This is a genomic window from Pseudoalteromonas sp. NZS100_1 (genome assembly GCF_015864285.1).
GTDB lineage: Bacteria > Pseudomonadota > Gammaproteobacteria > Enterobacterales > Alteromonadaceae > Pseudoalteromonas > Pseudoalteromonas arctica.
Map to the genome: position 1 here is coordinate 1 of NZ_JADYXN010000004.1, position 25,611 is coordinate 25,611.

The 25,611-nt window shown below is 40.0% G+C and carries 25 protein-coding genes, 3 tRNA genes and 1 riboswitch; of the genes, 19 read left to right on the forward strand and 9 right to left on the reverse strand.

Going from position 1 to position 25,611, the window contains the following annotated elements; translation table 11 throughout:
- Positions 1-628 precede the first annotated feature (628 nt).
- Positions 629-1,645, reverse strand: a complete 1,017-nt coding sequence (galE, locus tag I6F66_RS03650) for a UDP-glucose 4-epimerase GalE (RefSeq protein WP_165724766.1) — start codon at positions 1,643-1,645, stop codon at positions 629-631.
- 279 nt (positions 1,646-1,924) lie between these two features.
- On the opposite strand from galE, the gene I6F66_RS03655 reads away from it, so the two are divergent.
- Positions 1,925-2,416: a DUF3016 domain-containing protein gene (locus I6F66_RS03655; protein WP_197118535.1), complete on the forward strand. Its 492-nt coding sequence runs from the start codon at positions 1,925-1,927 to the stop codon at positions 2,414-2,416.
- A 44-nt stretch (positions 2,417-2,460) separates the two neighbouring features.
- On the opposite strand, the gene I6F66_RS03660 is transcribed toward I6F66_RS03655, so the two are convergent.
- Positions 2,461-2,751, reverse strand: coding sequence for a hypothetical protein (locus I6F66_RS03660; RefSeq protein ID WP_002960798.1), 291 nt, complete (start codon positions 2,749-2,751; stop codon positions 2,461-2,463).
- A gap of 82 nt (positions 2,752-2,833) precedes the next feature.
- Here I6F66_RS03660 and I6F66_RS03665 point away from each other — a divergent pair, with 82 nt between their 5' ends.
- Positions 2,834-3,043: a hypothetical protein gene (locus I6F66_RS03665; protein WP_197118536.1), complete on the forward strand. Its 210-nt coding sequence runs from the start codon at positions 2,834-2,836 to the stop codon at positions 3,041-3,043.
- On the opposite strand, the gene epmB is transcribed toward I6F66_RS03665, so the two are convergent.
- Positions 3,040-4,053, reverse strand: coding sequence for an EF-P beta-lysylation protein EpmB (gene epmB, locus I6F66_RS03670; protein WP_197159694.1), 1,014 nt, complete (start codon positions 4,051-4,053; stop codon positions 3,040-3,042). The genes I6F66_RS03665 and epmB overlap by 4 nt on opposite strands.
- A 41-nt stretch (positions 4,054-4,094) precedes the next feature.
- Between epmB and efp the strand changes: the two genes are divergently transcribed.
- On the forward strand, positions 4,095-4,661 hold the full coding sequence (efp, locus tag I6F66_RS03675) for an elongation factor P (protein WP_010555265.1): 567 nt from the start codon (positions 4,095-4,097) through the stop codon (positions 4,659-4,661).
- 57 nt (positions 4,662-4,718) lie between these two features.
- Positions 4,719-5,693, forward strand: a complete 975-nt coding sequence (gene epmA, locus I6F66_RS03680) for an elongation factor P--(R)-beta-lysine ligase (RefSeq protein ID WP_197140353.1) — start codon at positions 4,719-4,721, stop codon at positions 5,691-5,693.
- Between the two features lie 500 nt (positions 5,694-6,193).
- Here the strand turns inward: epmA and I6F66_RS03685 are convergent, their stop codons facing one another.
- Entirely contained in the window at positions 6,194-8,311 is a 2,118-nt protein-coding gene (locus I6F66_RS03685; protein ID WP_197208785.1) for a TonB-dependent receptor, read from the reverse strand.
- Between the two features lie 84 nt (positions 8,312-8,395).
- Between I6F66_RS03685 and I6F66_RS03690 the strand changes: the two genes are divergently transcribed.
- The 8 genes from I6F66_RS03690 to I6F66_RS03725 all read left to right on the forward strand — a co-directional run bounded on the left by I6F66_RS03690 (position 8,396) and on the right by I6F66_RS03725 (position 16,083).
- A complete protein-coding gene (locus I6F66_RS03690; protein ID WP_197208786.1) occupies positions 8,396-8,794 on the forward strand; it encodes a thioesterase family protein in 399 nt (132 codons plus the stop codon).
- A 126-nt stretch (positions 8,795-8,920) separates the two neighbouring features.
- On the forward strand, positions 8,921-9,319 hold the full coding sequence (locus I6F66_RS03695; protein WP_306344991.1) for an META domain-containing protein: 399 nt from the start codon (positions 8,921-8,923) through the stop codon (positions 9,317-9,319).
- Between the two features lie 107 nt (positions 9,320-9,426).
- Positions 9,427-9,541: riboswitch (TPP riboswitch) on the forward strand.
- Positions 9,542-9,684: 143 nt separating this feature from the next.
- Positions 9,685-11,637, forward strand: a complete 1,953-nt coding sequence (thiC, locus tag I6F66_RS03700; RefSeq protein WP_231611823.1) for a phosphomethylpyrimidine synthase ThiC — start codon at positions 9,685-9,687, stop codon at positions 11,635-11,637.
- A 118-nt stretch (positions 11,638-11,755) separates the two neighbouring features.
- The gene (locus I6F66_RS03705; protein WP_197118539.1) at positions 11,756-12,766 is read left to right on the forward strand and encodes an FAD-dependent oxidoreductase; all 1,011 of its coding nucleotides are present in this window, start codon (positions 11,756-11,758) and stop codon (positions 12,764-12,766) included.
- A 7-nt stretch (positions 12,767-12,773) separates the two neighbouring features.
- Positions 12,774-12,968 (forward strand): sulfur carrier protein ThiS, encoded by a 195-nt coding sequence (thiS, locus tag I6F66_RS03710; RefSeq protein WP_002960781.1) that lies wholly within the window; start codon positions 12,774-12,776, stop codon positions 12,966-12,968.
- Positions 12,969-12,973: 5 nt separating this feature from the next.
- A complete protein-coding gene (locus I6F66_RS03715) occupies positions 12,974-13,765 on the forward strand; it encodes a thiazole synthase (RefSeq protein ID WP_024592345.1) in 792 nt (263 codons plus the stop codon).
- Positions 13,766-13,774: 9 nt separating this feature from the next.
- A complete protein-coding gene (thiE, locus tag I6F66_RS03720) occupies positions 13,775-15,310 on the forward strand; it encodes a thiamine phosphate synthase (protein ID WP_197208787.1) in 1,536 nt (511 codons plus the stop codon).
- A 20-nt stretch (positions 15,311-15,330) separates the two neighbouring features.
- Positions 15,331-16,083 (forward strand): HesA/MoeB/ThiF family protein, encoded by a 753-nt coding sequence (locus I6F66_RS03725; RefSeq protein ID WP_197208788.1) that lies wholly within the window; start codon positions 15,331-15,333, stop codon positions 16,081-16,083.
- A 345-nt stretch (positions 16,084-16,428) separates the two neighbouring features.
- On the opposite strand, the gene asd is transcribed toward I6F66_RS03725, so the two are convergent.
- Positions 16,429-17,295: an archaetidylserine decarboxylase gene (asd, locus tag I6F66_RS03730; protein ID WP_197118542.1), complete on the reverse strand. Its 867-nt coding sequence runs from the start codon at positions 17,293-17,295 to the stop codon at positions 16,429-16,431.
- Positions 17,296-17,309: 14 nt separating this feature from the next.
- Positions 17,310-18,368, reverse strand: coding sequence for a small ribosomal subunit biogenesis GTPase RsgA (gene rsgA / locus I6F66_RS03735; RefSeq protein WP_197208789.1), 1,059 nt, complete (start codon positions 18,366-18,368; stop codon positions 17,310-17,312).
- A gap of 121 nt (positions 18,369-18,489) precedes the next feature.
- Here rsgA and orn point away from each other — a divergent pair, with 121 nt between their 5' ends.
- From orn to I6F66_RS03755, 4 genes are all read left to right on the forward strand, one after another.
- Positions 18,490-19,035: an oligoribonuclease gene (gene orn, locus I6F66_RS03740; protein WP_007585019.1), complete on the forward strand. Its 546-nt coding sequence runs from the start codon at positions 18,490-18,492 to the stop codon at positions 19,033-19,035.
- A 183-nt stretch (positions 19,036-19,218) separates the two neighbouring features.
- Positions 19,219-19,294, forward strand: a tRNA-Gly gene (locus I6F66_RS03745).
- Between the two features lie 354 nt (positions 19,295-19,648).
- Positions 19,649-19,724 (forward strand) — tRNA-Gly (locus tag I6F66_RS03750).
- 195 nt (positions 19,725-19,919) lie between these two features.
- Positions 19,920-19,995: transfer RNA gene (locus I6F66_RS03755), tRNA-Gly, on the forward strand.
- A 231-nt stretch (positions 19,996-20,226) separates the two neighbouring features.
- Here I6F66_RS03755 and I6F66_RS03760 read toward each other — a convergent pair.
- The 3 genes from I6F66_RS03760 to I6F66_RS03770 form a co-directional block, all read right to left on the reverse strand.
- A complete protein-coding gene (locus I6F66_RS03760; protein ID WP_165721147.1) occupies positions 20,227-20,655 on the reverse strand; it encodes a secondary thiamine-phosphate synthase enzyme YjbQ in 429 nt (142 codons plus the stop codon).
- Complete coding sequence (locus I6F66_RS03765) at positions 20,652-21,119, reverse strand: chemotaxis protein CheX (protein ID WP_197208790.1); 468 nt, start codon at positions 21,117-21,119, stop codon at positions 20,652-20,654. Before I6F66_RS03765 ends, I6F66_RS03760 begins: the two co-directional genes overlap by 4 nt.
- Positions 21,120-21,194: 75 nt before the next feature.
- Positions 21,195-21,632 (reverse strand): transcriptional repressor, encoded by a 438-nt coding sequence (locus tag I6F66_RS03770; RefSeq protein WP_007580267.1) that lies wholly within the window; start codon positions 21,630-21,632, stop codon positions 21,195-21,197.
- A 95-nt stretch (positions 21,633-21,727) separates the two neighbouring features.
- Here I6F66_RS03770 and I6F66_RS03775 point away from each other — a divergent pair, with 95 nt between their 5' ends.
- The 3 genes from I6F66_RS03775 to I6F66_RS03785 all read left to right on the forward strand — a co-directional run bounded on the left by I6F66_RS03775 (position 21,728) and on the right by I6F66_RS03785 (position 25,008).
- Positions 21,728-22,348: a MarC family protein gene (locus I6F66_RS03775; protein ID WP_165729212.1), complete on the forward strand. Its 621-nt coding sequence runs from the start codon at positions 21,728-21,730 to the stop codon at positions 22,346-22,348.
- A gap of 462 nt (positions 22,349-22,810) precedes the next feature.
- The gene (locus tag I6F66_RS03780) at positions 22,811-23,275 is read left to right on the forward strand and encodes a hypothetical protein (protein WP_165729211.1); all 465 of its coding nucleotides are present in this window, start codon (positions 22,811-22,813) and stop codon (positions 23,273-23,275) included.
- A gap of 56 nt (positions 23,276-23,331) precedes the next feature.
- Positions 23,332-25,008, forward strand: a complete 1,677-nt coding sequence (locus I6F66_RS03785; RefSeq protein WP_231609594.1) for a methyl-accepting chemotaxis protein — start codon at positions 23,332-23,334, stop codon at positions 25,006-25,008.
- The last annotated feature ends 603 nt before the right edge of the window (positions 25,009-25,611 follow it).

A 25,611-nucleotide genomic window follows, 5' to 3' on the forward strand; every position in this document is an offset into this window, starting at 1 on the left:
CTAGACGCACAGGCAAGCTCACTGACTTCGATGTGATAAACGATAGCTAATCATTTATCAATGAGAGATACAAGACGCGCTGCTTGCTGGCGTGACGAGTGAAGCTCGTAATTTCTGGGTTTTGGTCTCTTCTCATTTGTTCCTCTTTTACTTCTCTTTGTGCAATAAGATTTTAAGTGGTTTATTCACAAAGAGGTTAAGAGGGCGCTGCGCTTTAGAGAAGCCAAGAGTAAGTAACAATCAGTTATAAATATTAAAAGCTGCGCTTTTCGCGTGAGCAAGCTAAACGCCTACAGCCAAAATTTACGCTGTGGTTAAATTACTTGTAGACGCGCTGCTTGCTTGCTGGCGTGACGAGCGAAGCTCGTAATTTATATGCTTTGGTGTCTTATCATTTACTCCTCTTTTACTTCTCTTTGTGCAAAAAGATTTTAAGTAATTTATTCACAAAGAGGCTAAGAGGGCGCTGCGCTTTAGAGAAGCCAAAAGTAAGTAACAATCAGTTTTAAATATTAAAAGCTGCGCTCTACGCCTACAACACAGCTATAAAATTGAACTCGGTATTTAAAGTACTCTGTAGGCGCGGTTTTATACCGCGCACTTACTTTAAGTTTGAAGCTTGCTTTACTTAACCCTTATAACCGTTAGGGTTATTTGACTGCCAACGCCATGTATCTTGCATCATTTCATCAATACCGCGCACTGCTTCCCAGCCAAGTTCATTAAGTGCTTTTTCTGGCGCTGCATAACATGCAGCAATATCACCAGGGCGGCGAGGTGAAACCTGGTAGGGTACAGCCTGATCGCTTGCTTTAATAAATGCATTAACCATTTGCAGTACAGAATACCCGTTACCAGTACCTAGGTTATAAACTAATGCACCCGTGCTGCTGGCAATTTTATCAAGCGCTTTTAAGTGGCCAATAGCTAAATCTACAACGTGTATATAGTCGCGTACGCCTGTGCCATCAATGGTATCGTAATCATCACCAAACACAGCAAGTTGCTTTAATTTACCGACCGCTACTTGTGCAATAAACGGCAGTAAGTTATTTGGAATACCGTTAGGATCTTCACCAATTAAGCCTGACTCATGTGCACCTACTGGGTTAAAGTAACGCAAAATAGCAAACGCAAAGCGCTCATCTGATTTAGCGATATCTTGCAGCATCATCTCAACCATCAGCTTAGATGTGCCGTAAGGGTTGGTAGTACCGCCTACAGGGAAATCTTCTTTAATTGGTAAGCTAGCAGGGTCGCCGTATACCGTAGCTGACGAGCTAAATACTAATTTAAATACACCTGCGTCGCGCATTGCATCAACAAGCGTAAGCGTACCTTGTACATTGTTTTGATAGTACTCAATGGGCTTTGCAACCGACTCGCCCACTGATTTTAAGCCCGCAAAATGTATAACACTATCAACCGTGTGTTTTGCAAATACTGAATCTAAAAAGAATTTATCGAGAATATCGCCTTGGTAAAAAGTGGCCTCTTTGCCTGTAATATTCTTTACGCGCGCAAGTGATTCTTGTGATGAGTTACTTAAATTATCAATAACAACAACATCGTTACCTTGCTGTAAAAGTTCTAAAACAGTGTGCGAGCCAATATAGCCAGCGCCACCGGTTACTAAAATAGTCATGAAAGCTCCGTGGGTACCTTTTATCAATTGAGTTAATTTCACCATAAATAGAGGTGATTTACATGCTTTATCTGTAATTTCTATAGTTTAAATAACATCTTTTTTTAATAACGGTAAATTAAGTACTTTTGATTACATTTTACTCAGTACAAGTAACACTTTATACGTAAGATTAAGTTATAGTTAATAAACAAGTGCTAAAATGAGCCTAGTAATAGCTAATGCTAGGTTTACTCCAATCTACACTTTTGTGATTGGTCTACCTCTTTGGAGAAAGATATGAATTTAGTTAAAAAAATAGCAACAACAATGTGTATCGCATTACCTGCGCTTGCCCATGCTGGTGAGTCTGTTGTTAAATGGCATGACTTTAATGATTATCGTGATGTGCGAGCGTCAAACCAAACAAAGAGCTCATATCATAAAAGTGTGGCAGCAAGTTTCGAAAAGCATATGGCTAAACTAGCCGAGCAATTGCCAAAAAATTATAAATTAAACGTAGAGTTTACTGATTTAGATTTAGCAGGTGATGTGCGTTATGGTGGTATTGACCAAATACGTGTTGTTAAGCCAATCTACTTTCCACGTATTAAAATGGATTATTCGCTAAGCGATAGCGACGGTACAGTATTAAGTAAAGGTAGTGATGTAGAGCTTAAAGACATGGGCTTTATGGATAAAATAAAAATGGGCCGCGATGAATCATTTTATTACGAAAAACGCTTACTAACAGAATGGTTTGGTGAGCAAATATTACCAAGTTTAGATTAACTTATAATAATGCCGCTAAATAGCGGCATTTTCGTTTTTAAGCTTTACTTAAAAGTAGCTAACAACGTGAGTATTTGCTGTAACTTAATAACGGTCGTTTTAAGTTTTTCTTCATCAAAACCATCGTTAGATAAGCTTTCAACATCAGCGGCTACATCAAGAACATAAGGCTTAAAACGTTTAGCTTCAAAGCTAAAACCAGCATCTTGTGCAAATAAGGCTTTAAATTTGCCATGGCCTTGTTGTTGTAATTCGTCTAATTTTTTATCGGCATCAAGTGCCTGACGATAAACAATTTTTAAGTTAGTGTTGAGTTGTTCAATTATAGAATCCATGGTTTTCCTAAAGCTTTGTGCTGCATGGCCGACATAATACGTGGATTACATTTAAAAGTCAGGTTGATTAAGGCTTATAATTATGAATATATCAGGTGGAAATTTACCAGCTATGTCTGGTTCAGGCCAAGGCAGCGAGCTTTACACTGCTGCTTTGTCTAAAAAACAGCAATTAGCTGATGGCGCTGCAGCGCTTGCACTTATTGAAGGTGCTGCACAATCGTCAAGTGCGCAAACACCGGCTAAATCGGTAACTGCATCATTGGGTAACAACGTAAATATATACGTTTAAATTAGCTTAAGATCGATAGGTGTTTTGCTTTTTTGACCACCGATTTCTCTTACTAATTTAGGCACTAAAAATCCAGGCAGAGCTTTTAATAGCTCTGCCATTATTTCAATTGCTTGCGCTTCATTAATATCAAAGTGGCTCGCCCCTTCAACTTTATCTAGCAAATACAAATAATACGGCAATACGTCTGCGTCAAATAACGTTTCGCTTAAATTTATTTGCGCATCAACCGTATCGTTCACATCTTTTAAAATTACAGCTTGGTTTAGAAGCGTTACGTTTGCTTGTTTAAGCTTTTGCATGGCAGCTTTAAAATCAGCGTCTATTTCGTTTGCGTGGTTTATGTGATTAATAAAAATAATTTTTAATGGCGATTTTGCTAATCGTTCACATAACTCATCGGTAACTCGCGCCGGTATAACTACTGGCAAACGGCTATGAATTCGCATTCGTTTTATTTGTGGTAATTGCTCAAGCTCATCCAAAAACCAGCTTATTGCATCGTCTTTGGCCATCAGTGGATCGCCACCACTTAAAATCACTTCGTTTATATTGCTATCTGATTTTATATAGCTCAGTGTTTCTAGCAGACTTTTTTTATTGAGTTGGTTTTCTTGATACGGAAAATGCCTTCTAAAGCAGTAACGACAATTTACAGCACAGCCGGTTTTAAACATCACTAAAACACGCGATTTGTATTTATGTAAAACGCCTGGTTGGTCGTTATCTTGCTCAAGTAGGGGATCTTTATTAAAACCCAATTTAGTCAAAAATTCTTGATGGCGTGGCATAACTTGTAGCAAAAGAGGATCGTTTGGATCGCCTTTGCGTATTTTTTTTATAAAAGGGATAGGCACGCGTACCGGAAATAAACTACGGGCTTTTAGGTCGTTTTCATGGACTTGGCTCGATAAACCGACCATTTCAAGCAAGGTTTTTGGGCAGGTAACTACATTTGCTAATTCTTTTTGCCAGTTTTTATGCAAATTTGCTTCATTTCTTTGTATCATTGGCATGTAGATTACTCGAAAAAATATAAATAGAGGAAACGATGGCGAATTATAGCACCAACGAGTTCAAGGGCGGCCTAAAAATTATGATGGACGGCGAGCCTTGCAGTATCTTAGAAAATGAAATGGTAAAACCTGGTAAAGGCCAGGCGTTTAACCGTGTTCGTATCCGTAAACTTATCTCTGGTAAGGTGCTTGAAAAAACCTTTAAATCGGGTGAATCAGTTGAAGGTGCTGATGTAATGGATACTGATTTAGCGTATCTATACACAGACGGCGAATTTTGGCATTTCATGAACAATGAAACATTTGAGCAAATTGCTGCTGACGAAAAAGCACTAGGCGATTCAGTAAAATGGTTAGTTGAAAATGATTTATGCACAATTACATTATGGAACGGCAGCCCTATTGCTGTTACACCACCTAACTTTGTTGAGCTTGAGATCACTGAAACAGATCCAGGCCTTAAAGGCGATACAGCGGGTACTGGTGGTAAACCAGCAACGCTTAGCACAGGCGCTGTGGTACGAGTTCCATTATTCGTACAAATTGGCGAAGTAATTAAAGTAGACACTCGTAACGGTGAATACGTAAGCCGTGTTAAGTAAGCTTTAACATTGTTTATAAAATCCCAGCTTACGCTGGGATTTTTTTTTGGAGAAAATATGTCAGCAGATCTTTGGGCCCCAAGCGCAAGCATTGAAACACTAAAACAACGCGCATCGATATTACGTCGCATCCGTGAATTTTTTTATGTACGTGATGTTTTAGAAGTAGAAACGCCAAGCTTAAGTGCTGCCAGTGTAACCGATGTGCACTTAGCTAGTTTTAATACCAAATTTGTAGGTCCAGGGCATGCTGGTGGGCTTCCTCTGTTTTTACAAACATCTCCAGAGTTTGCCATGAAACGCTTGTTAGCAGCAGGCTCAGGCGCTATTTTTCAGCTTTGTAAAGCATTTAGAAATGAAGAAGCGGGTAGCCATCATAATCCTGAATTTACTATGCTGGAATGGTATCGCCCAGGCTTTGATGAATTTACACTTATGGATGAAATGGATGAGTTAATGCAACTTGTTTTAGGTGTCGAGCCTGCAACTAGACTTACTTATCAGCAAGCGTTTGAACAAGTACTCGGCCTCGATCCTTTAACAGCAAGCATAGAGCAATTAAAGCAACTAGCGTGTAAGCAGGGGTTTGCTGATATAGCCAAAAATGAAACGCATAAAGATACTTTACTGCAATTATTATTTTGTATGAAAGTGGAGCCAACAATAGGACAAGAAAAACCGTGTTTTGTTTATCATTTTCCAGCTTCTCAAGCGGCCCTTGCACAAATTTGTGAACATGATGCACGCGTAGCAGGGCGCTTTGAGCTTTATTACAAAAATATGGAATTGGCTAACGGCTTTAACGAATTAACAAATGCTAGTGAGCAAGCTAAACGATTTAATGATGATAACACATACCGCGCTAACAACGGTTTAAAGCAAGTACCAATGGATACGCGTTTAATTAAAGCGCTGGAGCATGGATTACCACAATGCGCAGGGGTTGCTTTGGGGATTGATAGGTTGGTAATGCTCGCAACAAATAAAGAGAAAATTAAAGACGTAATAGCGTTTGATGTTCAAAGAGCGTAATGCTTAGCCTGTAGGCGTAGGTGGAATATTTGTAGGTGCGAATTTATTTCGCGCTCATGTAATTTAACTTTATAAAAAAGCGAGGTATAAAACCTCACCTACAAATAAACATCAACCCCAACAACATACGGCAAACCTGTAGGTGCGAATTTATTTCGCGCTCATGTAATTTAACTTTATAAAAAAGCGAGGTATAAAACCTCACCTACAATAAACATCAAACCCAACAACATACGCTAAACCTGTAGGTGCGAATTTATTTCGCGCTCATGTAATTTAACTTTATAAAAAGCGAGGTATAAAACCTCACCTACAATAAACATCAACCCCAACAACATACGCTAAACCTGTAGGTGCGAATTTATTTCGTGCTTGTGTAATTTAACTTTATAAAAAGCGAGGTATAAAACCTCACCTACAAATAAAAACACCGCGTTTAATTTAAACGCGGTGTTTTTATTGCTTGCTGTAGCTTTCATTTGAAAGCCAACGGCTGTATTTTACAGATTAAGCGTAAACGTGACACCCGCTACGCGAGGCTCGCCTAGTTGTGTATATGTCTGTGTTGTATAACCATCTTGTGGGTCGTTACCAAACTCAAAGCCACGTGTAGGGACTGTTTCGTCAAACACGTTACGAGCCCATGCGCGTACAGCCCACATGTCTGCTTCATAGCCAAAGCTCAAATTAACTAAGTTGCTGCTTGGTGCTTGTGAATTATGGCTATCAGAGAAATAGTAATCGTCTTTCCCTTCAACACCCACCATACCGTAAAGCTCACTTGTAAAGTTATAGCGAGCAGTAAATGCATATTGATATTTAGGCGATTGTGCTTGTTCGCGGCCGTCTTGGTTTAAGCCAGACTGCGTTACAAAGTTATCTATTTCTGTTTCTAAGTAACCAGCGCTACCCGTTAAAAATAGGTTGTCAGTTAACTGGTAACTACCTTCAATTTCAAGTCCGTAATTACTGCCAGAGCTGGCATTATCAACATAACCAGTAAATTGCTGACCTTCTACTTGCCATGCTTTTAACTGAATATCGTCGCGGTGCATGTAAAATGCAGCTAAGCGAAGCGTAAATTTGTCATCAAGCGATGAGCCTTTAACACCAAATTCGCCACTCCATAAATATTCAGGGTCGAAACTGGTGTGTTGCTGGAAAAAATCAGCGCTTAGGTTTAAGCCTTCATCTTTGGCTTTAGCAAGCGCTTCTGAGTTAATACCGCCAGCTTTGTAGCCACGCGTAATGCTGGTGTAGATCATAGTGCGATCAATCACTTGATATTCAAGTGCTATTTTACCGCCAACCATTACGTCGTCAGTGTCTTGTATAAAGCCATTACTATCGGTGTAGTCGCCTTGGTATTGCTCTACACGTAAACCTGTAATTAATGTTGTTTTAGGGCCAATTGGAGTCGCTACTTGACCATATACTGCAACGTTACTCGTTTCGTAAGTTGAAGAAAACGGGCTTGCTAACCATGTGTATTGGCGCTCTAAATCAACATCACGGTTTTGGTAATAAATACCCGCAACCCAGTTACCCGTTTTAGAATTAAACTGTAAATCTACAGACTGATTGTCGCGATCGCGGCTGTATAAATCAGTTGAGCTGTATCCATCTGGATGTAAGCCAGCAGCACATAACTTTGGCTCACTTGTATCGTTACATACCCAGTCTTCGTCAAAGCTGTAAAGTAATTCGGTATCAATAGCCGACAGGTTTAGATTTACATCAAAAGCGTCAAAACCCGTATAAGTATTATTAACACCTATAGCGTAGCTTTCTTGATTATCTTGCCCTGGCTCGTCGGCAACACTATTGCGGCTGTTATCAAGCGTAAACGCATCGTATCCGTTATTAATATCGATATAATGCAGGTTTAGCTCAGTATTTAAATGCTTTGTAAGCTGGCTGTTTATTTTAAAGCGGGCTACTTGTTCGTCTTGATTTTGTGTTTCGTCATTTAAGTACAAGTTATCTACGTAACCGTCTGACTTTCTGCGAAAGTAGCTAACGCGTGCGCTAGTGTCATCTGTTAAACCAGTGCTTGCTGCAATACCTGCTTCGCGGGTGTTGTACGTGCCAGCACCTACTTGTAATTTTAAACTTGGATCGCTCGTGGCTTTAGCTGAACCCATTTGGATCATACCGGCCATACCATCTGCGCCAAAGCGTGTACCTTGTGGGCCACGATAAATTTCTACTTGGTCTATATCAAATAATAATGAGCTGCCACCAAGACCAGAATAGTTAATACCATCAATAACTAAGCCTACAGATGGATTAATAGGGTCTACAAATTGTGAGCGAAGTCCCACGCCACGAATTTGGATGTAACGACCACGCGACGCACCAGATGCAAAATTTACATTGGCGGTACTGCCTAACATTTCGTCTAAGTAACTTGCACCACGTTGATTAATTTCATCTTCGCTGAATAAGCTCGCACTCGCGCTTAAAGTTTGAATGCTTTCGCGCTGAAAATCGCCTGTTACAACAATTCTTTCTAGGTCGCTATCATCAGCGTTAGCTGCAATTGGTGCACCAAGCAGCGGTAAAAGTGCGGCAGTAATTAAAGACAAACGTAAGTTCATTGGGTTACTTAACTCCATTTTAGGGACTCGTATGGTAGCAATTATTTAAACACATGTGCTATAAACGCGGCAATTATACGTTAAATAATCAGGATTACTAATATGACCTTTAAAGTTGACTTCAAAGTACGTGATTACGAATGTGACTTACAAGGTATCGTAAATAACAGTGTTTATTTTAATTATTTAGAGCATGCTCGCCATGAATTTTTGTACGCACACGGTATTGATTTTGCTCAATTAGCGAAAGATAAAATTAACTTAGTCGTGATGCGCAGCGAAATGGACTATAAACATTCACTATTACCAGGTGATGAATTTTATGTGGCTGTGGAGCCGCAGCGTATTAGTCGTTTAAAATTTGCGTTTAAGCAAACGGTCATACGTAAAAGGGATGAAAAAGTAATGCTCAATGCACTGGTTATAGGAACGTCTGTTAATGAAAAAGGTAGACCGTTTTTACCAGAGCAAATAGGTAACGTATTTAAAACTACAACTTAGTGCTTAATCGCATAACTTTTGAACTATCATAGAACAAAAATTTACATTTAAAACATGCATTTTTAACGGATAAAGGGCATAAATATTGTTACAATTACATTAATTAGACAATTAGTTAGTAGTAGCATGAAATTAGCAGCAATACCGATGCTTATAGTCGGTTTATGTGTTGGTTGCGCATCAACAGGGACGGTTACCAGTGAGCAGCTTAAATACACCCAATGGCAATTATCACGTGTTGATGGTTTAGCAATTCCACCTTCGTTTAATGCATCAATGAGCTTTATTGAAGCACTGCAAGTAAACGGTTTTGCTGGCTGTAACAAATTTTTTGGTGAAGGTTCGCTTGAAGAAAGTAACCTTACCGTAAGTAAATTAGGAATGACGCGCAAGTCGTGCGGCGAAGACCTTGATGAGTTTGAGCAGCAGTTATTACAAGCCTTAAAGCAAGGTGCCGAGCTTAAAATGCAAGGCCAGCAATTAGTCATGCAAGGCGAGCAAACATTTGTGTTTATCCCTAAATAATTTTAAGTTTTTGAAAAACAGCCCCTTGCGGGCAGTTTTTAACTGACGTACACTCAGCGCAGATTTGATGGATAACACCTTCAAATTAACGAACAGAATTTATATATCAATACTTGTCGGAGTGCCAAAGCTAAGTAATTAGTTTTTGGCTGAGATCGCGAAAGCGGGATCCGTGAACCTGATCAGGTTAATACCTGCGTAGGGAACAAGCTGCCTAAAATGGGACGCTTGTGCGTCTTTTTTTATGCGCACAATAAAGTGATTTTGTTTATTTTAGGCTGCAAAGTAGCATGTACGCTACTTTACGATCTTTCTCTATTCCTCGGAATATCTGACAAGACAACCCTTAAGCAATGAGGCAAGTCATGTCAAATACTACAAATAAAGCGTCACGCCGAGAAACTCGTGCTGCCGCGTCTGAATATATTTATAACTTAACGGGTCAACCGTTTCCAAATTCTCATAAAGTATACGTTGAAAGCACTCAACCTGGTGTGCGTGTTGGTATGCGTGAAATTACGTTAAGTGATACGTTTATTGGCGGTACAGATGAAAACCCTGTTTATGAGTCAAACGATCCGCTACGTGTTTACGATACGTCGGGTCCGTATACCGATCCTAATTTTGAACTAGATGTACGCAAAGGCTTACCAAAATTTCGTGAACAATGGATTGAAAGCCGTGGCGACACCGAAGTTTTAGAGTCAGTGACGTCGCAGTTTTCGCAGCAACGTATGGCAGATGAAGGGCTGGATCATATTCGCTTTGATCACCTTCCAAAAATTCGCCGTGGTGTCGCTGGTAAAAACGTAACGCAAATGCACTACGCACGCCAAGGGATTATTACCCCTGAAATGGAATACGTAGCTGTTCGTGAAAATATGGGACGTGCAGAAATTCGTAAAGAATTACTTGCCGCGCAGCATAAAGGCGAGTCGTTTGGTGCGAGTATTCCTGAATTTATTACCCCAGAATTTGTACGCGACGAAATAGCCCGTGGTCGCGCTATTTTACCAAATAATATAAACCATCCAGAAACAGAGCCTATGATTGTAGGTCGTAACTTTTTAGTAAAAGTTAATGCCAACATTGGTAATTCATCGGTTAGCTCATCTATTGAAGAAGAAGTAGAAAAAATGGTGTGGTCTACCCGCTGGGGCGCAGACACCGTGATGGACTTATCAACGGGACGTTACATTCACGAAACGCGTGAATGGGTTGTACGTAACTCGCCTGTACCTATTGGCACAGTACCGATTTATCAAGCGCTTGAAAAAGTAAATGGTGTGGCTGAGGATTTAACGTGGGAAATTTTCCGCGATACGCTTATTGAACAAGCCGAGCAGGGTGTTGATTACTTTACTATTCATGCCGGTGTACTGCTTCGTTACGTACCAATGACGGCTAAACGTGTAACCGGTATTGTGTCGCGCGGTGGCTCAATTATGGCTAAGTGGTGTTTAGCGCATCATAAAGAAAACTTTTTATACACGCACTTTGAAGACATTTGCGAAATTTTAAAACAATACGATGTGTGTTTTTCACTCGGTGATGGACTTCGCCCTGGTTCGATTGCTGACGCCAACGATGAAGCACAGTTTAGTGAGCTGCGCACATTAGGTGAACTGACTAAAATTGCGTGGAAGCACGACGTACAAGTATTTATTGAAGGCCCAGGGCATGTGCCAATGCACATGATTAAAGCCAATATGGATGAGCAATTAAAGCATTGCGATGAAGCGCCATTTTACACTTTAGGCCCGTTAACGACCGATATTGCACCAGGGTATGACCATATTACTTCTGGTATTGGGGCGGCTCAAATAGCATGGTACGGCTGTGCAATGCTTTGCTATGTAACACCTAAAGAGCATTTAGGTCTGCCAAATAAAGAAGATGTTAAAGAAGGCTTAATTACCTACAAAATTGCAGCGCATGCCGCCGATTTAGCAAAAGGTCACCCGGGCGCGCAAGAGCGCGATAACGCCTTATCAAAAGCACGCTTTGAGTTTAGATGGCATGACCAATTTAATATTGGTTTAGATCCAGACCGTGCTCGCGAATATCACGACGAAACCCTGCCGCAAGAATCAGGCAAAGTGGCTCACTTTTGTTCTATGTGTGGTCCTAAATTTTGTTCGATGAAAATTAGCCAAGAAGTACGCGATTACGCTAAAGATTTAGAAACACGTGGTATTGATCCTAATAACGCTGGCGACGCTATTGAAATAAAAATGGTTGATGTAGAAGCCGAAATGAAAGCTAAATCTGACCAGTTTAAGCAAACAGGCTCAGAGATTTACCATAAAGCGGTATAAAGTAATTATCGCTAGAAGTTAGATGCAGACGTAGGTGAGGTTTTATACCTCGCTTCTTTAAAAATTGAAGAAGTGCGAAGTAAATTCGCACCTACTAATAACTGCTTTGGAGGTTTGTATGGTTTATAGCATTGCGGTGGTTGGGTTTGGTTTAGCGGGCAGATTAGCTGCGCTTACGCTGAGCAAACAGCACCATGTCACTGTTTTTGAAGCAGACGATGAGCGTACACAAAATAGCGCAGGTAAAGTGGCAGCAGCAATGCTTGCTCCACTTGCAGAGTCGGTATTGTGCGAGACTGATTTAGCTTTAATGGGTCTTGATTCAATGAAGCGCTGGCCGGGTATTATTGCTGAACTTGAAAGTGACGTTTTTTTTCAGCAGCAAGGCACTTTGGTCATTGCGCACCAGCAGGACAAAGGCGATTTACAAAGCTTTGCACAGCGTATAAAACCGCTAGCTGATCACACTGCCGAGCATGTAAATACTCAACAAATTACAATGCTTGAACCTGAACTTGCAGGGCGTTTTAACCAAGGTCTATTTTTACCCTGCGAGGGGCAAATAGATAACCAAGCATTTTATAAAGCCAGCTTTGCACAGCTCAACAAACGCAAAGTAAAGTTTGTATTTAATCAGCGCGTAACCATTGGCGACAACAAAATAAACAATCGACCCTTCGATTACATTATTGATTGCCGTGGGCTTGGTGCTAAAAATACTCAAGATGATAAACCGCTTAGAGGTGTGCGCGGCGAAGTAGCAAGGTTATACGCACCAGAGGTAAGTTTAATCAGGCCTGTGCGTTTAATGCACCCGCGTTATCCAATTTATATAGCGCCTAAACCTAACAGTGAATATGTAATTGGTGCGACTGAAATAGAGTCACAAGACAATGGTGCCGCAACCGTACGCTCAACTCTTGAATTACTTTCAGCGGCTTATACCGTACACAGCGGGTTTGCCGAAGCACGACTACTTAGTATTCAAACCGGATTACGCCCTGCATTTAGCGATAACCGCCCAGAAGTATCACAAGTTGGTAATGTAATTAGCATTAACGGTTTGTATCGACATGGTTATATGTTGGCGCCGGCATTAGTGGCGCAAGCAGTTTCACGAATAGAGTGAGAGTAGAATGAATATTACAATTAATGGCGAGCTACTTAATGTTAATAGTAAAGCACTCGTTGAGGTACTTCAAAGTTTTGGTGCAGTCGCGCCTTTTGCTGTGGCTGTTAATGGCGAATTTATTCCACAAAGTCGGCACAGTAACTATGTACTTAATGAAGGCGACAGTGTTGAGTTGCTGTCACCCATTCAAGGCGGATAAAGCTCATGCAAACTAAAGACTGTTTAACTATTTATGGAGAGCAAATAAAGAGTCGTTTATTAATAGGCTCTGCACTTTATCCGTCGCCCGACATTATGACCCAATCGATAGTCGCCTCTGGCGCTGAAATTGTAACCGTGTCGCTTAGGCGCCAACAAAGTGCAGCGGCAGGTGATGATTTTTGGCAGTTAATAAAAAATACCGGTTTAAAAATACTCCCTAATACTGCAGGGTGCCACAGTGTTAAAGAAGCGATAACGCTTGCAAAAATGTGCCGAGAGGTATTTGCCACCGACTGGATTAAGCTAGAGCTGATTGGCGATGATTACAATTTACAGCCTGACCCTTTTGCGCTACTTGAAGCCACAAAAATATTAATTAATGATGGCTTTAAAGTATTGCCTTATTGCACCGATGACTTAGTACTTTGCCAGCGCTTAAATGAGCTAGGGTGTGAGGTGCTTATGCCGTGGGGGGCGCCAATAGGCACCGGTAAAGGCTTGTTAAATAGCTATAATTTAAAAACTATTCGAGAGCGCTTACCCGATACCACATTAATAGTAGATGCCGGTTTAGGTTTGCCATCGCATGCCTGCCAAGCACTCGAAATGGGGTATGATGCGGTATTATTAAATTCAGCCATTGCAGGGGCGGGTTGCCCAATTACTATGAGCCGCGCATTTAAAGCCGCAGTTGAAGCAGGGCGCTTTGCATATCAAGCAAAAGCAATGCCTGAAAAAGACGTTGCAGCCCCATCAACCCCAACAATGGGTATGCCATTTTGGCATCAGCAGTAAGGAAAGAATATGAATAACGTAGTATGGACAATTGCCGGTTCTGATTCTGGCGGCGGTGCAGGTATTCAAGCAGATATAAAAGCAATGCAAAGTTTTGGTGTACATGGCTGCACGGCAATTACGGCGCTTACTGCACAAAATAGTTTAGGCGTAGAGGCTATTAATGCAGTGTCTACCGATATTATTGAATCGCAGTTACTAGCGCTTGAAAAAGATATGAAAGCCAAAGTGATAAAAATTGGCATGTTAGCCAATGTGCAGCAAATTCAGTTGATCAGCGAACATATAAGTCATTATAAAACTAAGTGGCCTGTGCCTCCCGTTATTGTATATGACCCTGTCGCTATTGCCTCAAGCGGTGACTTACTAACAGAAGAAGATACCGTCAGCGCAATAAAAGAGTGCTTACTGCCGCTGGTGGATGTAATAACTCCAAATACACACGAAACACAGTTATTAACCGGTGTGTATTTAATTGGTCCAGCTGCAATAAAAGAAGCGGCTAATAAGCTATTAAGTTGGGGCGCTAAAGCCGTTGTTATTAAAGGCGGACATTGGGATTACCCAAGTGGCTACTGCATTGATTATTGTATTGATAGTAATACGCAAAGTGGTGAAGAATATTGGTTAGGCAATCAAAAAATACAAACACCGCATAACCACGGCACCGGGTGTAGCATGGCTTCGGTAATTGCTGCGTGTTTAGCTAAAGACTACCCATTAAAAGATGCCTTTATTTTAGCTAAGGCATATATAAACCAAGGGCTAAAACAGTCTGTTCGATACGGCGAGGGGATTGGACCGGTTGCTCATACATCGTTCCCTACTAATTTAGCTGACTACCCACAAGTTATTGAGCCAGGTAGCTGGCTGGGTGATGAACTAGATTTTGATGTGCCGCTTGATTTTAATATGGCGGCAGATTTTGCGCCTTGTGAAAGTAAATCGCTGGGCTTATATGCGGTTGTTGATAGCACCGATTGGCTAGAAAAATGCTTACAACAAGGCATTAAAACAGCGCAGTTACGCGTTAAAAATAAAACGCAAGACGAGCTTGATGCGCTCATTAAGCAAGCTGTTGAGCTGGGCAAGCAATACAACGCACAGGTATTTATAAACGATTACTGGCAGCTAGCTATTAAGCATGGTGCGTATGGTGTGCATTTAGGGCAAGAGGATTTAGAGATTGCTAATTTAGCGGCAATTAAAGACGCTGGGTTAAGGCTTGGGCTTTCTACTCATGGCTTTTATGAAATGCTGCGTGCGCATAATTATCGCCCTAGTTACATGGCATTTGGTGCTATTTACCCAACCACAACAAAAGACATGACAGGGCAAATACAAGGTCTTGAAAAGCTGATTAAATTTGTACCGCTTATGCAAAGCTATCCAACAGTGGCAATAGGCGGTATTGACTTAAGCCGTGCTGAGCAGGTAGCGAAAACCGGCGTAGGCAGTGTTGCCGTAGTGCGTGCGATTACCGAGGCTGATAATTACGTAGAGGCTATAAGTGCTCTGCAAGTAGCCATAAGCAGTGCAAATTAATACTAACAAGGCTGGTAAACGTGAATGAGCTAAGCGAAAAAGAAACCCTTCGTTATAGCCGCCATTTGTTGCTTGAAGAAGTTGGGCTTGAAGGGCAGTTAGCACTTAAATCCTCAACGGTTGCAGTAGTGGGGGCTGGTGGTTTAGGTAGCCCAGCACTTTTGTATTTAGCTGCGGCGGGCATTGGAACGCTTATTTTAATTGACGATGACGAAGTTGAACTTTCAAATTTACAGCGCCAAGTGCTTTATAAAATAAACCACTTAGGGCAAAACAAGGTCGCTGCGGCGGGTAAAGTATTAGCGAGTCTTAATAATCAAATAAACATAGTAACGTATTGCCAAAAGTTAGATGAGAATAATGCAGCTAACATGCTAAAAGGTGCCGACATCGTACTTGATTGCTCTGATAACTTTAGTACTCGCTATAGCGTTAATCGTTATTGTATTGCTAATAAAACACCGTTAATTTCTGGTGCAGCTTTAGTAACTAAAGGGCAGTTAATAGGCTTTGATTTTAGGCAAAGTGATAGCCCGTGTTATGGCTGTGTTTTTCCACAGGGCGACAATACACCCGTTATAAATTGCAGTAACGCAGGAGTGATTAGCCCGCTACTTGGTGTAATAGGCTCTATGCAGGCGCAGCTTACGCTTAACTTAGTATTAGGTCACTTAAGTGGCAGTGTATTTATAACGTTTGATGCGCTTACTTTGAAACAACAGCACTTTAAAGTGATTAAAGATTTAGAGTGTAAAGAGTGTGGTGTGAAGTAAAAACTTTTACTTGTTAGCTTTTAATCTTTTTAAGTTAAGTAATTAGAAGCTTCGCTTCTCGCGGGAGCAAGCTCTCCGCCTACCGGTAAAATTTGACGCCGTGGTTAATTTACTTGAAGACACACAGCTTGCTGGCGTGACGAGCAAAGCTCGTAATTATTATGTTTTGGTGTTTTCTCATTTACTCCTCTTTTACTTCTTTTTGTGCAATAAGGTTTTAAGTGATTTATTCATAAAGAGGTTAGAGAAAGCTGCGCTTTACGCGTGTGAAGGCTTTACCCCTTCAAAAATAAAAAACCGCGTTAATTAAACGCGGTTTTTTTAATTTCGAATTAACGATTGATTCTAGTCGTTAATTTTTGCAAACGCAGTACCTAAGCGAGTTACCACTTCTGGTAGTTGGTCATCTAGTATTTCAGCTTTATCAGCACCCCATGCAAGTACCACAGTAGAGCCTAATTTAAAGCGACCCATTTCTTCACCCTTTTTTAGTGTGATGGCGTTATCGCCTGTGGTTGGGTATTTCCAACTAAATACATCGCTACCTGCTGGTGGTGTTACTGTTCCGGCCCAAATAGTTTCGATACTTGCCACTATTGTTGCGCCAACAAGTACCATAGCAAGCGGACCAATTTCAGTTTCAAAAATTGCGACTACGCGTTCGTTACGTGCAAATAAGTTAGGCACATTTTGCGCTGTAAGCGGATTTACTGAAAATAAATCACCTGGTACGTATATCATTTTACTTAAGGTGCCATCAATTGGCATATGGATACGGTGATAGTCTTTTGGCGCTAAATAAATAGTCGCAAACTTACCGCCTAAAAATGGTGTAGTATCATCTTGTGAGCCGCCTAGTAGCGCTTGTAAGCTGTAATCGTGACCTTTAGCTTGTATTAGCTGTCCGTCAACAATATCCCCTAGCTGGCTGATTGCGCCATCCACTGGATGAATAATAATGTCACTATCTTCTACCATTGGACGCACGCCGTCTTTTAAAGGACGGGTAAAAAATTCATTAAAGCTTTTGTAATGAGCAGGGTCTGAATATTGTGCTTCGCTCATGTCTATTTTGTATTGTTTAATAAATAGTTTAATTAACGTGGTTGTTAAAGCGCCCGCTTTAGCAGCAGCTAATTTACCGACTACGCGCGAAATAAAATGTTTTGGCATTGCATACTGCATTGCGATTTTAAATTTGTCTAAACTCACAGTTTTTTCCTAAATTATACGCGAGGTGCGCGAGAACCGGCACGACCATCAGCCATTGTTTCTAAAATTCGGTGGTAGCTGTCAAAGCGCAATTGCGAAATTTTGCCATCAGCTACAGCTTCTTTAACGATACAACCCGGATCGTTCAAGTGTTTACAGTCTCTAAAGCGACATCCGCCTATAAATTCTCTAAACTCTTTAAAACACCACGTTACACGATCAACATCTAAATGCCATAAACCAAATTCACGAATTCCTGGTGAGTCGATTAAGTTACCGCCGCTTGGTAAATGGTGAAGGCGTGAAACAGTTGTTGTGTGTTGGCCAAGGCCACTGTTTTCAGATACTTCTTTAGTTAATATTTCAGCATTTGGCAAAACAGTATTAACGAGGGTTGATTTACCCACACCACTTTGGCCAACAAAAATATTATTTTTATCAACAAGTACTTCTTTTAATTTATCAATACCATCGCCTGATATATTACTAACAAGGAGTACTTGGTAATCAAGTTTACGATAGATATCGAGAACTTTTTGTATTTCGTTAAGGCCTGCTTCGTCAATTAAATCGGTTTTATTGAGCACTAAAATTGGCTCAATGCCCATATCTTCACAGGCTATTAAATAACGGTCGATAATACTGGGTGTAAACTCGGGTAATACAGCCGATACCATGAGTATTTGGTCAATGTTGGCTGCAATAACTTTAACACCGTCGTAAAAGTCAGGGCGGGTAAGTTGCGAGCGACGCTCTTGCGTGGCTTCAATTACACCGGCTAAATCACCCTCACTTACTTTGGCACGGCGAAATAATACTTCATCACCACATACTAAATTAGACACAGTACGGCGTATATTACAGCGAAGTACATCGCCATTTTGTGTTTCGACATCGGCGTGTTGGCCAAAACGACTGATCACAATTGCGCTCTCGACCTGACCTAAGTTATCGGTTTGCCATTCTTGCGCCCCTTTTTTAGCCGGTCTTGAGTCTGCGCTATTAATGCGCTTTTGGTGATTGGCCTTGATCTGACGCGATTGGCCTTTACTTAATTTTTTTTGTTTTGCCACTGGAGGCCTATAACCTTAGTTAAATGTCGCTTTTCCTAAAAAAAGCTTTAGCTCGACGGTTGATGCTAATATGATATATCGAAATGCGTTGGATCTAAAGGAAAGCACCGCTTAGGTAATTATGACTATTAATAAATCAAATTTAATTTGGCTCGATCTTGAAATGACAGGGCTCGAACCAGAGACCGATAAAATACTCGAAATTGCGACGGTTGTCACTGACGCAGACCTGAATATATTAGCCGAAGGGCCAACTATAGCTATTCATCAAAGTGATGAATTACTAAATGGCATGGACGAGTGGTGTACTACTCAACATGGTAAGTCGGGTTTAACAGCTCGCTGCAAAGCAAGTACCTTTGATGAAGCCTATGCTGTAGAGCAAACTTTAGCGTTTTTAAAGCAGTGGGTACCAGCAGGCACTTCGCCAATGTGTGGTAATTCAATTGGTCAAGACCGCCGCTTTATGAATAAATATATGCGCGAGCTTGAAGACTTCTTTCATTACAGAAATCTTGATGTGAGTACTATTAAAGAATTAGCACGTCGCTGGAAACCAGAAGTGCTTGCAAAAGTGAACAAAAAAGGCTCACACCTTGCTTTGGATGACATTAAAGATTCGATTATGGAATTAAAAGTCTATAGAGAAAATTTCTTTAATTTGTAAAAAACACTTGCAAACAGACTGTATTATTGTAGAATCCTGCCCCGCTCAAGACGATAACCCACGCGGGGTTAGTGTATTTGAGTGATTGAATTACCATCAATAAATGCGGTACTAGCTCAGTTGCTAGAATGTTGAACGCGACCTGTCGCGCTTAAGCGTAAAATAACTGAAGAAATAAAAAATGCGGTACTAGCTCAGTTGGTAGAGCGCGACCTTGCCAAGGTCGAGGTCACGAGTTCGAGCCTCGTGTACCGCTCCAATTTCTAACCAAAAGAAATTGTAGTGTTGGATGAAAATATAGTGCGGTACTAGCTCAGTTGCTAGAATGTTGAACGCGACCTGTCGCGCACCAACGTAAAATGACTGAAGAAGTAAAAATGCGGTACTAGCTCAGTTGCTAGAATGTTGAACGCGACCCGTCGCGCACCAACGTAAAATAACTGAAGAAATAAAAAATGCGGTACTAGCTCAGTTGCTAGAATGTTGAACGCGACCCGTCGCGCACCAACGTAAAATAACTGAAGAAATAAAAAATGCGGTACTAGCTCAGTTGCTAGAATGTTGAACGCGACCCGTCGCGCACCAACGTAAAATAACTGAAGAAATAAAAAATGCGGTACTAGCTCAGTTGGTAGAGCGCGACCTTGCCAAGGTCGAGGTCACGAGTTCGAGCCTCGTGTACCGCTCCAATTTCTAACCAAAAGAAATTGTAGTGTTGAATGAAAATATAATGCGGTACTAGCTCAGTTGCTAGAATGTTGAACGCGACCTGTCGCGCACCAACGTAAATAACTAAAGAAGTAAAAATGCGGTACTAGCTCAGTTGCTAGAATGTTGAACGCGACCTGTCGCGCACCAACGTAAATAACTAAAGAAGTAAAAATGCGGTACTAGCTCAGTTGGTAGAGCGCGACCTTGCCAAGGTCGAGGTCACGAGTTCGAGCCTCGTGTACCGCTCCAATCTTTTTATATCCTTTCAAAATTTTCTATATTAAAAATCATAAATAAAATTATAATTTAAAATCTCTCTTATCTACTTTATTCTATGTGCAATATTCAGCATTGAAGTTTTGGTTGTTAGAAGCTATCGCTTCGCGCGAGCTCAGCGCCACAAGAAAGGTGTCGTACTTTGAAGTTATGAGGTATGAGTGAGGTACAGAAGAGCTAATACTTTGAAACCTGAAGCTTTTGTTAAAATAGCTCCCCCTGAATAGTTGCTATAATACGTCTAGCTCCGCCTGAGTTACGATGTTCACCTAAATAAATGCCTTGCCATGTACCTAACGCTAAATAACCATTTGAAATAGGAATACTTAGCTCGCAGCCTAACGTACTGGTTTTAATATGCGCGGGCATGTCGTCATCACCTTCATAATCGTGGCGGTAGTAAGGTTGACGCTCAGGAACGAATTTATTGAAATGGCTTTCCATGTCCATACGAACAGTGGGATCTGCATTTTCGTTTATTGTAAGGCTCGCTGAGGTATGCTGAATAAATAAATGTAACAAGCCTATTTTGTAACTCGCCAGTTCAGGAAGTTGAGATAATATTTCGCCATCAATTATATGAAAACCTCGCAGGCGAGGTTTTAATGTAATTTGCTTTTGCTGCCAACTCATAGTTTATCGAAGCTAACTTCAATGTTTGCATTACCTGCGTCACAGCTAAATGGCATGATGATCTTTTTACCTTGGCTTTTATGAGTAATTGTATGACCTTTACCCGATACCACAATAGGCGTTGCCATATCAAAGTCGAAGCCTTTCTCGCCAAGTAAATTTTTAGCACCACCAGTTACCATGTTGGTTATTTCGCCAACCATATCGGTAACTTCTTCATCTATGATATCAGGGCGTTCGCCAAGCATACGCTCCATGATGGTTAATGCTAATCCTTCATCAAATGTAATTGAAAATGATCCTCGCGTTTGCGGGCCAACCATACCAATCAAACCTGATACATCACCACAGGCTATCTCATCAGTTTTAATGCGAGGTTTACCCGGCTTCAATTGAGTTTGAGCCATAGTGCTTAAAACATTAATTAAAGAAGATAAAAAAGGATTGATGAATTCTACATTCATAGTGGCTACTCTTAAATTTGTTCTGTGAAATGACTATATAGTTTGAGTATAGTCACTAAGGATAACTTTGAAGGATTATGATGCTCTGCAAGATTCACATTTACCATGTGCTTCTATTGTTTGCCCTGATACGACAAAGCCACCTTCGGCAGCTAGATTATTAAGCTCATGCGAAATTACACTCGAGTGTAATTCTTTAACAAAGCCACATGTATCGCAAATTAATAATTGTACCGGGTGAATATGATCAAAATGATGGCACAGCATAAATGCATTTGTGCTTTCAATTTTATGAATAAAACCTAGTTCAGCTAAAAAGTCTAATGCACGATAAATAGTTGCAGGTTTAGCACCTGTTTCAGTTACTTTTAATTGCTCAAGCAAATCGTATGCACCAACACCACCTTGTGCACTGGCTAATAGACGAAATACTTTCTCGCGGATAGGCGTAAAACGCGCACCACGGTTGTCACAAACTTGTTTTGCTTTACTTACGAGTGATTCTATATTCATCATTACTCTTATCCTTATGCTACCGTGATATACTAACATACTGTGTTGTAGTTGCAGCGTTTTTATTAAGCGCTTTTTACCTAGGAAACCCAGTAATGCACGAACTATTGGCTATATTTATTTTCTTTTTTGCGGTTATTGACCCCATTGGCACTGTACCTGTATTTATTGCAGTCACACGTGGTGATGATGAGAAATTTAAACGTAAAGTTATATTTAAAGCGGTAGGCGTATCTGCATTAGTGCTCTTATTTTTTGTACTCGCAGGTGAGCAATTACTTAACGCAATTGAAATTCCACTTTCGGCTTTTCAAATAGCCGGCGGTATCATATTACTTATTTTTGCGCTTTCAATGATATTTGGTGAAAGTAAACCTGAAGCCGAAATTAAAAGTGTACGCGACAGCACTGAAACCGCTATTTTTCCGCTTGCGATTCCGTCTATCGCGAGCCCTGGCGCTATGTTAGGCGCCGTATTAATGACTCGTAATGAAGAATATACCTGGGTTGAGCAATTACTAACGTCTTCAATGATGCTTGCTGTATTAGCGGTTGTACTGGTTTTGTTACTGCTTGCAACGCATGTACATAAATTAATTGGTGATAGTGGTGCAAGTATAATAAGTAGAATTATGGGGCTTATTTTAAGCTCGGTTGCGATTACCAATATTTTAAATGGCATAGCCCATTATTTTGGCTTGCAGGTATTTAATTAAAAGTAGTCCCTACTTAGAGGTGCAAGGCGTTACGCTATATTGCTGTTCTGGGTTTTTGGCGATCATTATGATCTAATGACGACTTAATATCTTCGTAGCTTCCTCTCAACGTTTTTTAAGTGTTCCCTTACTTCTTTCTATAGAGTGCTGTACAGAGAATAGGTATTAATATAGCCCTCAATCTATGTTGCTATCGTGATTAGTGATAAGAGTTACCCCACCCAGCAAAAATAAGCATGTTTCATATAAATAAAACTGCGTCATTTATAGTCTTGAATGATTTCATAAAAAATTTTACTAAGTAAGCAACCCTTCCTATATTTACTAGTGATATTGCCCCACATATGAAATAAATTTTTTTTAACAGTTTATTTAGTTATTACATTTTAGCTTTGTTATAAGGAATACTGACGGTGATGTAGTGTGGGAGTTTTTTTGTTTCCTTATTTAAAAGAGAAAATTATGAAAAATAAAACTGTAAAGCTCACGGTATGTTTATTAACTTTTTTAGCTCCAATTGCTCAAGCCAGTGATGAGGTAAAGCATATTCCTGGTTTTTTTATTGGTACTACACATTTTGATAGTGAGACTGAGTTTACGTTTGGTGTTGAATATGAATATAAGTTTACTCAAGGTTGGGGCGCTGGGGTGATATTTGAGCGTACAAACGATGCTCATCATGGCGATGGTACTGCTGTAGCTTTGGCTTCGCTTTATTATCATCCAACCAAAAGTATACGTTTAGGTGTGGGCTATGGTGAGGAGAGAATTGGCGGAGCTCACCCTCATAATGAAAATTTATACCGCATAAGTTCTGCTTATGATTTTCATATAGGAGATTTTGGAATTGCACCCACTATAGCTGTTGATTTTATTGATAATGAAGAAGCAATTGTTGTGGGTTTAGCTATTACCAGACCTTTTTAATGTGTTGACTTGTAACTGTAGAGTTAGGTTAAACCTAAATTATTAAGAGGTCTGAAATGTTAAATAAATTGTCTATTACAAGTAAAATATACCTTCTAGGGGTATCACAAATACTACTAATGTTTGTGATCGGAGTTATATCTTTAATACAAATGAATAAAATTGGTATAGAGCTAGTTGATATAGCTGAGCGAGATATACCGCTTAGCAATATGCTTTCTAAAATGTCTGAGCATAAATTAGAACAGACAATATTATTTCAGCGAGCTTTATTACAGGTAAGTTTAAATCCAGAGGGTGACAATGCAGAAATTGAGCAAAAACTCACTTCATTAACACAGAAAATTAAGAGTGAATTTGATAAGTCAGAAAAATTTGTCACTGACTCAATTGATAAATTGCATAGTGAAAAAGCGAAATTGAGTTTTAAGTCTCTCGCGAGCGATTTAAAGCTTTTAAATAAAGAGTATCAAAGTATTGCTGTGAGTATTAGTGATGTTATTGAGATGACTAAAACGCAGACCGTTTCTAGTGTGAGTAATAAAGTAAAATCAATAGAGGTTGCGGAAGATAAATTCGATAAAAAGCTTATAGCTTTACTGTCCCAGATCCAAAAATTTACCTTAAATTCAGCGCTCCAAGCTGAAAATGATGAAAAACAAGGTATTCATTTTATTCTTTATATATTTATATTCTCCGTCATTGTTGGCGTTGCTTTATCATATTTGATCAGTCGAGCAATTGCTTTACCAGTGAATAAGCTAAAAAATAGATTGATTGAAATAGCTGATGGCGATGGTGATTTAACTTTAAAACTTGACGAGAGCGCTGGTGATGAAACTGGAGATACAGCGAGAGCATTTAATAAATTTTTACTAATGCTAAGAGAAACAATAAACGAGGCTAATATACACCTCTCCCAATTAGATGAATCATCAAAGTTTGCTGTAACTGTAATGCAAGAAACAGTCGTTAATGTTGAAATGCAAAGAGCTGAGACAGAAATGGTTTCAACCGCTGTAGAGGAAATGAATTGTACTACCCAAGAGGTTGCTAGTAATACCCAAAATGCATCGGACGTAACTGAAGCAGTTAAAGAGCGTGTATCAAAGGGGAAATTAGAAGCTTCACAAGCAAAAGTTGTTATTCAGCGTTTAGCTCAAGAAATAGATGAAGCAAGCACTGTAATAGAGTGCCTTGTTACTGAAACGAACAGCATTGGTAGTGTTTTAGACACAATACAAAGCATTGCCGAACAGACTAACTTACTTGCTTTAAATGCGGCTATAGAAGCTGCACGCGCTGGTGATACTGGTAGAGGCTTTGCAGTAGTTGCGGATGAAGTGAGAGCGCTTGCTCAACGAACGCAGGTTTCAACCATTGATATACAAGGACTGGTTACTCGCTTACAAAGCGAAGCTAAAAATGCGGTTATTAGTATGAATAAAGGCATTAATAGTGCTGACGAGTGCCTGCAAAAAAGTACTCAAACGTCAGAAATATTTGCCAACTCAGCCATCGCTGTTAATGAAATTACAGACTTAAACTTACAGATTGCTACCGCAGCAGAAGAGCAATCTGCTGTTGTAAGTGAAATAAATCAAAACCTGATTAATATTACTAACATTGCAATAGAAACGTCTACAGGTGCAAAAAATACATCAGAAGCGAATGAAAGTATTGCCCGATACATCGCAAATTTAAGAGTGAATTTAAATAAATTTAAAGTTTAAATTATATTTTTGGCTTAGCGGCGTTAATGGAATCGAATTATTGCTCGTCAAAAAATATATCCCTAAGGTAGATAATCGCTTTATGAAATATGGTTATGTGCTTGTCTTGCTGCAGTTGTATTAGTTTCATTATTGCCGCACAGACAAATTAATCAATAATAGTCGCGTTAATATATTGAGCCTGTTAAATATTCAGTTTTAAGATTTGTTTTATCTAGGGGAATTAATCGCGGCGTGAGGTTTGTAACCTTGTGGGCTCGCTAAAAAACGGGGCAAAGTTTTTGTGTTCTGTTAATGTCCCTAATCTAAACCTATGTAGGCTACAAAGGTAAATCGCCCCAAGGGCGAATCCAAAGGGCAACATCTGTTTGGTATTTATACTGCGTTATCGCCTATTTATAGGGGTAGCCACATCACGTAGACTTTGCCTTACCTAAAAATAAACATAGCTGTTGAAAGTTTAACCTCACAGGTAAATGGGCTTTAGCAGAGTCATATGGTTTATTTTAATTGGTGTAGATTATTATTTTGGTTTTTAGGTGTTTTCTTTACATTGATGCTCGCTAGGCTTTTGTGTAAAATGCAGCGCCTTTTAAGCTGTGC

Excerpts from the sequence above, each read along its gene's own strand:
- galE (WP_165724766.1), bottom strand. The coding sequence starts at position 1,645 with ATGACTATTTTAGTAACCGGTGGCGCTGGCTATATTGGCTCGCACACT.
- I6F66_RS03655 (WP_197118535.1), top strand. The coding sequence starts at position 1,925 with ATGAATTTAGTTAAAAAAATAGCAACAACAATGTGTATCGCATTACCT.
- I6F66_RS03660 (WP_002960798.1), bottom strand. The coding sequence starts at position 2,751 with ATGGATTCTATAATTGAACAACTCAACACTAACTTAAAAATTGTTTAT.
- I6F66_RS03665 (WP_197118536.1), top strand. The coding sequence starts at position 2,834 with ATGAATATATCAGGTGGAAATTTACCAGCTATGTCTGGTTCAGGCCAA.
- epmB (WP_197159694.1), bottom strand. The coding sequence starts at position 4,053 with ATGATACAAAGAAATGAAGCAAATTTGCATAAAAACTGGCAAAAAGAA.
- efp (WP_010555265.1), top strand. The coding sequence starts at position 4,095 with ATGGCGAATTATAGCACCAACGAGTTCAAGGGCGGCCTAAAAATTATG.
- epmA (WP_197140353.1), top strand. The coding sequence starts at position 4,719 with ATGTCAGCAGATCTTTGGGCCCCAAGCGCAAGCATTGAAACACTAAAA.
- I6F66_RS03685 (WP_197208785.1), bottom strand. The coding sequence starts at position 8,311 with ATGGAGTTAAGTAACCCAATGAACTTACGTTTGTCTTTAATTACTGCC.
- I6F66_RS03690 (WP_197208786.1), top strand. The coding sequence starts at position 8,396 with ATGACCTTTAAAGTTGACTTCAAAGTACGTGATTACGAATGTGACTTA.
- I6F66_RS03695 (WP_306344991.1), top strand. The coding sequence starts at position 8,921 with ATGAAATTAGCAGCAATACCGATGCTTATAGTCGGTTTATGTGTTGGT.
- thiC (WP_231611823.1), top strand. The coding sequence starts at position 9,685 with ATGTCAAATACTACAAATAAAGCGTCACGCCGAGAAACTCGTGCTGCC.
- I6F66_RS03705 (WP_197118539.1), top strand. The coding sequence starts at position 11,756 with ATGGTTTATAGCATTGCGGTGGTTGGGTTTGGTTTAGCGGGCAGATTA.
- thiS (WP_002960781.1), top strand. The coding sequence starts at position 12,774 with ATGAATATTACAATTAATGGCGAGCTACTTAATGTTAATAGTAAAGCA.
- I6F66_RS03715 (WP_024592345.1), top strand. The coding sequence starts at position 12,974 with ATGCAAACTAAAGACTGTTTAACTATTTATGGAGAGCAAATAAAGAGT.
- thiE (WP_197208787.1), top strand. The coding sequence starts at position 13,775 with ATGAATAACGTAGTATGGACAATTGCCGGTTCTGATTCTGGCGGCGGT.
- orn (WP_007585019.1), top strand. The coding sequence starts at position 18,490 with ATGACTATTAATAAATCAAATTTAATTTGGCTCGATCTTGAAATGACA.
- I6F66_RS03760 (WP_165721147.1), bottom strand. The coding sequence starts at position 20,655 with ATGAGTTGGCAGCAAAAGCAAATTACATTAAAACCTCGCCTGCGAGGT.
- I6F66_RS03765 (WP_197208790.1), bottom strand. The coding sequence starts at position 21,119 with ATGAATGTAGAATTCATCAATCCTTTTTTATCTTCTTTAATTAATGTT.
- I6F66_RS03770 (WP_007580267.1), bottom strand. The coding sequence starts at position 21,632 with ATGAATATAGAATCACTCGTAAGTAAAGCAAAACAAGTTTGTGACAAC.
- I6F66_RS03775 (WP_165729212.1), top strand. The coding sequence starts at position 21,728 with ATGCACGAACTATTGGCTATATTTATTTTCTTTTTTGCGGTTATTGAC.
- I6F66_RS03780 (WP_165729211.1), top strand. The coding sequence starts at position 22,811 with ATGAAAAATAAAACTGTAAAGCTCACGGTATGTTTATTAACTTTTTTA.
- I6F66_RS03785 (WP_231609594.1), top strand. The coding sequence starts at position 23,332 with ATGTTAAATAAATTGTCTATTACAAGTAAAATATACCTTCTAGGGGTA.